Here is a 4,876-nt window from a genome sequence, read left to right on the forward strand (position 1 = left end):
GGGATTCAGACCCCACCTGATTCAAGTCCACCAAAAAGTGGTGGGGGTCTTAAACCCTTGGGCGTTGCCGCACGACTTGGGGATGGGGAGACAATTCCCCAAGTCTCCTTGTCTCCCCATCACCTTGTCCTCTTCGATAAATTACAAGGCTAATAAGTAGGTAAACATAATTAATTACACAATGTCATTGCGAATGCAGCGAAGCGAAATGAAGCAATCGCAAGGGCTGGGATTGCTTTGCTTCGCTCGCAATGACTGTAATTAATTTTGCGTAGTTACTTAGCTAAAGTCCTCTGAAGAGGACTAAGTATAATATTTTAAGCGGTGTAAATAGCTGTACTCAGTAACAGTGAAAATTTTAGTCCACGCTTAGTGGACTTGAGCTATTAGCCCAGAACTTCAGTTATGGGCGGGATGCCGATAAAAATATGTTCAGCCAGCATCCGTTTCAAATATAAAAAACCTGGATTTAATAACCTACAGTTTTCGTAGGTAGAGTGCGTTACGTCCCTAACGCACCATTTCGAGTGGTTTCGGTGCGTTAAGCTGTCACTACAAAAGATAAGTTTTGTATTCTGTTGTATCTACGTTTTTAAGTGTGAATATTAAAAGATCAATTTATTATTATCAATAAACCAGTATTATTACTGTGGTCAAGTTGAAGTTACTCGACGCAAAGTAGCTTGATATACTGCTTACCTGATTAAAAACTAAATATAACTTCAGTGTAAATACAGAAGTTCAAATATATTACTATCTACAAAATCAGTATTATTCCTGTGGTCAGATTGGGGTTACTCAATGGAAAGTGGCTTCATCTAGTCTTGACATTTTTATGTCTTATTGCCCAAAAAGTCTGTAAATCTCAGTAACAGAAAGTAAATTAATAATAATTTACGATTTTACTGAGATTTGATTATTTGAAAATAACGCTGTTTTCATTGAGTTTCACCACTAAGTCTAGAAATAAGTTGATGTACTTGAAAACCCAAAAGTTTGATGCTTTTTACTTGATTTTAATTGTGGAATAACTTTATACGAATTTAGCTTACACGTATCGAATTTAGCTGAAGTAAAAGCAAAATGAGCATAACTCCTATAGGTAGCTACAGGTTGTTCCAGAAACTACATCCGCTATCTCTGTTGGCACAATTAACCAGTCGGCGTGCTACAGGGTGCTTAAACATATTTACTGGAATAGTTTCTTGGTCAATTTATCTAGAGGACGGTAAACTTACTTATGCCTCCTATTCAGATAAACTGTTTGAGCGGCTTGACAGTCACTTGCGGCGCTTGAGCCAGCAAATTCCTGCTCTTAACAGCGCCGCTCGTGTGCAAATGCGGCTGATGTTTGAGACTAAGAATGAACATCAATCAATACCCAATGCGGATTACCAAGCTATTTGTTGGTTAGTAAATCAGGATTATATTACTTCTGTGCAAGCAGCAAGCTTGATAGACGAATTAGCAAAGGAAGTACTGGAATCATTTCTATGTTTAAAAGAAGCTAGCTATGAATTCAGTCCAGAAAGCTCTTTGAATGAATTACCAAAGTTCTGTCGCCTGGATTTGCGATTACTTGTTGAACAGTGTCAAAAGCAATTACGAAATCGGCAAAATATCCAGTCATCAATTCCGGCTGGTGGGGGTTCCCAAGTTTTATCTAAAATACAACCGTCTCAAGTTCAGCCACAACTGCAAATAAAACTTGGGCAGAAGTTACCGATACCAATCAATTTTGATATTGCTGAAAATAAGAAAAATACTCAGCTACCTACTGGTAAAAAACTATATACAATTGCCTGCATTGACGACAGCCAAACAGTTTTAAATTCCATTAAACACTTTTTGGATGAAAACACATTTACAGTTGTGATGATCAACGATCCTGTAAAAGCTTTAATGCAAATTCTTCGGAGTAAGCCCGATTTGATTTTGCTAGATGTTGAGATGCCAAGTTTAGATGGCTACGAGCTATGTTCCTTATTACGGAAACATTCAGCTTTTAAACATACACCTATTATTATGGTGACTGGTAGAACAGGATTTATCGATAGGGCAAAGGCGAAAATAGTTAGATCATCAGGATATTTGACTAAGCCTTTTACACAATCAGAATTGCTAAAAATGGTTTTTAAACATCTTGGTTAATTTAGTAACAACCAATAGCTATAACAGATTTAATCGCCTTAAGTTATTTGTTTAGGAGATTTAATAGTGAGTCTGACATTAATTGGCACAATTCTGATTGTAGAAGATTCTCCCAGCGAATTAGAATTAATGAGCCATTATCTGAAAGAAAGTGGTTACAACGTAATTAAGGCAAGTGGTGCGAAAGAGGGTTTAGAAAAAGCTGTGTTAGAAAAACCAGATGTGATTGTTACTGATGTAGTAATGCCAGAAATGAGCGGATTTGAATTGTGCCGTTATCTAAGAAGAAATCCGATTACTGCAAAAGTACCAATTGTAATTTGTAGCTCCAAAAATCAAGAAATTGACCGTTTATGGGCGATGAGACAAGGTGCTGATGCCTACATAACTAAACCTTACACCCGCGAACTTCTGCTACGTACTATTAAATCAGTGGGAATTTGAATCAATGACTAGTATAAACATTACACTTCCTTCAAAGGAAACCCAAAATAAGTTAGCAGACGGTTATTTGAAGTTTCAGCTAAATCAACAGACTGCTGCTGTTTTATCAATGAAACATACGCAAGAAGCAATTATTGTACCGATTGAATCTGTAACCTCAATGCCTAATATGCCCACCTGTATATTAGGATTAATGAATTGGCGGAGTCGGATAATTTGGGTTGTTGATTTGCCAAGAATGCTTAATTTAGAATCTTTAGATTATCGACTGCGACAATACAGTGCCATTGTTATCCAAGTGGAATCATTGATATTAGCTTTAGTGGTGCAAGAAATAAAAGGTACGACTAAGTTCATGCCTGATGATATTCATTCTCCTATCGGACAAGTGGCATCCAGTTTAGTTCCTTATTTATGTGGATGCGTTGTGCAACAAGAAGAAATATTACTGGTATTAGATGCTCAGGCAATTGTGCAGTCTTCTATTCTCCGCAGTGATTAGAGTGTATTACTAAAAAGGATTTTTAGTGTTCTTATTCACATAGTTAGGAGAATTACTTTTATGTTTAATAAAACCAATACGAATCAAGGTAGTGGCGCTCAAAAACGAGCATCATTGATATCATCCCAAAAAATAAATGGTAGTTCCATAAAGCTACCAGCTAAGACTACTAGTGAAACGGCTAATAATTCTTTACTAAATCAGGCTATTGCCTCTTTTACAAAACTCGGATTGGCTAAGAAAGCGACTATTTTAGCGATCGCAATCGGTACAATACCAGTATTGGGCATCGGTGCGATCGCTTTTAGCTTTGCCAATAAATCGATTACTAAGCAAATTACCCAGTCTCAACAAGCTGAAGCCATTGGCTTAAGTGATAAAGTTAACCGTTTCATGTTGGGGCGCTACGGAGATATTCAGGTAATATCAAGTTTACTTTTTTTGACAAGTCCCCAGGCTAGTGTAAGTATCACCACTCAAGATAAACAAGCAATCTTAGATGGAGTTATCGAAGCCTATAAAGCCTATGACAGCGTTGCTGTTTTTAATCGCCAAGGTAAGTTGATTGTCCAATCCACAGGCGAACCCCTAGACAACCAAAAAGACCGTACCTACTTTCGAGAGGCTTTACAAAAAGATACTCCTGTCATTAGTAAACCTGAAGCAGCAAAAAATACTGGTGTAGTGAGTATTTATATAGCTGCACCTGTGAAAGAGATAAGGACGGGCAAAACCATTGGTGTGGTAAGGGCGCGGATGCCCGTAAAATCTTTAGAGGAAGTTATCAAAAACTACGTAGTTAATGGGCAACAATACCATTTGCTCGATGCTTCTGAAACAGTTTTCTTGAGTCCACAAAAGGAATTATTAGGAAAAGAGGCAAAGGCAGAGTATTCTAATTTACCTAAACTGGTAGCAGTCAATAAGGTAGATAGTTTTATAGAAGTTCCCAAAACTGGCAAAAAAGAAGAACTAGTTAGCTACGTACCAGCCACTAAGTTAGATGGTTTACCAGATTTAAACTGGCAAGTACTTTTATCTACAGACACAGCAATTGTATTTGAGCCGCAAAGACAATTGCTGTGGATTATAGGCATTGGCACAGCAGTGACAGCATTGATTGTAGCTGCGATCGCATCTCGGTTAGCTAAACTTACTACACAGCCAATTTTAAATGCGACTGCGGCATTAGCAAAGCTTGGTCAAGGTAAATTTAATACCCGTCTGGAAATCGAAAGAGAAGACGAATTAGGGGTATTGAGTGCAAATATTAACCAGATGGCCGAACAATTGCAGGCCTTAGTTAAAGAACAAGAACTGGACGTTGAAGGGGCAAAATTACTAACAGATATTACCCTACGAATACGGAAAATTCTCAAAACTGAAGATATTTATGACGCAGCAGTAAAAGAAGTTCAGCGATCGCTAAAAACAGACCGGGTAATCATTTATACTCTAAATCAAAATACTGGGAATGGTGTTGTCGTTGCTGAATCGGTAACTGATAATTGGCCGGAAATGCTCGGAGTCAAAATTGACGATCCTTATTTTCGGGAACGTTATATAGAAACCGATCAGTATGGACAGGTGCAAGCAATTGCAAACATTCATCAAGACCAAAGCTTGAAAAATGCCGTCGGTTACGTCCAACTTTTGGAAAAATTTGCTGTCAAAGGTAATTTGATCGTACCAATTCTTGCCCAAGGACAGCTTGTATCCTTATTAATTGCTCATCAGTGCGAAACTCCTCGTGTTTGGCAACAGCCGGAAATTGACTTG

Annotated in this window: 4 protein-coding genes; all 4 read left to right on the forward strand. The window is 37.9% G+C overall.

Features of this window, described 5'->3' with window-relative positions:
- Positions 1 to 1,083: 1,083 nt before the first annotated feature.
- Positions 1,084 to 2,151: a response regulator gene (locus VE944_RS30340; protein ID WP_324986331.1), complete on the forward strand. Its 1,068-nt coding sequence runs from the start codon at positions 1,084 to 1,086 to the stop codon at positions 2,149 to 2,151.
- A gap of 66 nt (positions 2,152 to 2,217) precedes the next feature.
- Entirely contained in the window at positions 2,218 to 2,595 is a 378-nt protein-coding gene (locus tag VE944_RS30345) for a response regulator (RefSeq protein WP_100898797.1), read from the forward strand.
- Positions 2,596 to 2,599: 4 nt separating this feature from the next.
- Positions 2,600 to 3,097: a chemotaxis protein CheW gene (locus tag VE944_RS30350; protein ID WP_324986336.1), complete on the forward strand. Its 498-nt coding sequence runs from the start codon at positions 2,600 to 2,602 to the stop codon at positions 3,095 to 3,097.
- Between the two features lie 60 nt (positions 3,098 to 3,157).
- Positions 3,158 to 4,876 (forward strand): cache domain-containing protein (locus tag VE944_RS30355; protein ID WP_324986339.1); only part of this gene is annotated, 1,719 nt, incomplete at its 3' end.

It is taken from the genome of Nostoc sp. (assembly GCF_035638895.1).
Taxonomy (GTDB): domain Bacteria; phylum Cyanobacteriota; class Cyanobacteriia; order Cyanobacteriales; family Nostocaceae; genus Nostoc.

Bases quoted from the DNA above. Each gene is read 5' to 3' on its own strand.
- VE944_RS30340 (WP_324986331.1), top strand. From the start codon at position 1,084: ATGAGCATAACTCCTATAGGTAGCTACAGGTTGTTCCAGAAACTACAT.
- VE944_RS30350 (WP_324986336.1), top strand. From the start codon at position 2,600: ATGACTAGTATAAACATTACACTTCCTTCAAAGGAAACCCAAAATAAG.